This window comes from Kitasatospora sp. NPDC058243 (assembly GCF_042882025.1).
Classification (GTDB): Bacteria; Actinomycetota; Actinomycetes; order Streptomycetales; family Streptomycetaceae; genus Kitasatospora.
Window position 1 is genome coordinate 63,839 of record NZ_JBHVWW010000005.1, and the last position, 1,794, is coordinate 65,632.

Consider the following 1,794-nt stretch of genomic DNA (forward strand, 5'->3'; position numbering starts at 1 on the left):
CCCCATGCCCGCTGGAACGGAGGCCCCGACCCAAACCAAGGCCTCCCCCCTCTTTCCCCCTTCCCCCCCCCCCCCCCCGCGGGCCCCCCCCCCACGGCACCTTCATTCTTCGGCGGCGCCATTTTTCGGTGCATCCGCCCTTCGGCAGCGCGGCCACCCCGCACCACCGGCCACCTCCGCCGCACCGCCCACCTCCACAGCCCCGGCCGCACCGCGCACACCCGGCCGATCGGGCGGCCCTTCGGCCACGGGGGCGGTGTGTTGACGAACTGTTAGGTCTCTTGACAGACCAGTGGTCTAGTCCAACCATAAGCATGTCGATCCGACCGGGATGCACTGTGGGGGTGTGACCACCGGCGGCTGAGGCACTGCCCTGCCCTGCCCTGTCCCGCACCACCCCCGCTCCGTACGGCGTGCGCACACGCGTACCCGCCACCCGCCTCCGCGCGAGTCGGTGGGCTTCCGCGCGCCCGCACACCCGGACACCCAGCAGTCCCGCACGTCAGCACACCCGCACACCCACACGTCCGCACGTCCGGGCCCGCGCGGCCGACCCCACACGGCCGTCGCGCCCCGATCACGCGCGTATCCCCAACGTCCTGCCCCACCACGTATGTTGGAGAATCCATGCGTCTACGCAGAACCATCCAGGCGGCCCTGACGGCCTGCGCCACGCTGGCCGCGTCGGCCGGCCTGGTCGCCGCCGGGACGGGCTCCGCCCAGGCCGCGACCCCGCTCCCCAGCCGGGTCTTCGCCCCCTACTTCGAGTCCTGGACCGGGCAGAGCCCCGCCGCCCTGGCCGCCCAGTCCGGGGCCAAGCACCTGACGATGGCGTTCCTCCAGGCCGCCACCAAGGGCTCCTGCACCCCGTACTGGAACGGCGACACCTCAAAGCCGGTCTCCTCCTCGACCTTCGGCGCCGACATCGCCACCATCCGGGCCAACGGCGGGGACGTGATCCCCTCCTTCGGCGGCTACACCGCCGACAACACCGGCACCGAACTGGCCGACAGCTGCACCGACGTCAACCAGATCGCGGCAGCCTTCGAGAACCTCGTCACCACCTACGACGTCAGCCGGATCGACCTCGACATCGAGGACAACTCGCTGACCAACACGGCCGGAATCGACCGCCGCAACAAGGCGATCAAGATCGTGCAGGACTGGGCCGCCGCCAACGGGCGCAACGTCCAGTTCTCCTACACGCTGCCGACCACCACCACCGGGCTGGCCTCCAGCGGCCTCGCCGTGCTGAAGAACGCGGTCAGCAACAACGCCCGGATCGACGTCGTCAACATGATGACCTTCGACTACTACGACGGCGCCACCCACGACATGGCGGCCGACACCCAGACCTCCGCGCAGGGCCTCTACAACCAGCTCGCCAAGCTCTACCCGACCAAGACCCCCGCCCAGCTGTGGGGTTCGATCGGGATCACCGAGATGCCCGGCATCGACGACTACGGCGCGGCCGAGACCTTCACCGTGGCCAACGCCACCACCGTCTACAACTGGGCGGTGTCGAAGGGCATCAACACGCTGTCCTTCTGGGCGCTCCAGCGCGACAACGGCGGCTGCCCGGGCAAGGCGGGGGACGACTCCTGCTCCGGCATCAGCCAGAACACCTGGGACTTCACCCACATCTTCGCGCCGTTCACCAGTGGATCGACGGTGACCAACGACTTCTCCGTGGCCGTCAACCCCAACTCCGCCACGGTCACCGCCGGTTCGTCCACGTCCGCGGCCATCGCCACGGCGGTGACGGCGGGTTCGGCGCAGAACCTCAACCTGTCG

1 protein-coding gene is annotated in these 1,794 nt (G+C 69.9%); it reads left to right on the forward strand.

Annotated features, from left to right (window positions below; genetic code table 11):
* Positions 1-627 precede the first annotated feature (627 nt).
* Positions 628-1,794 (forward strand): chitinase (locus ACFVX9_RS05630; protein ID WP_387980537.1); only part of this gene is annotated, 1,167 nt, incomplete at its 3' end.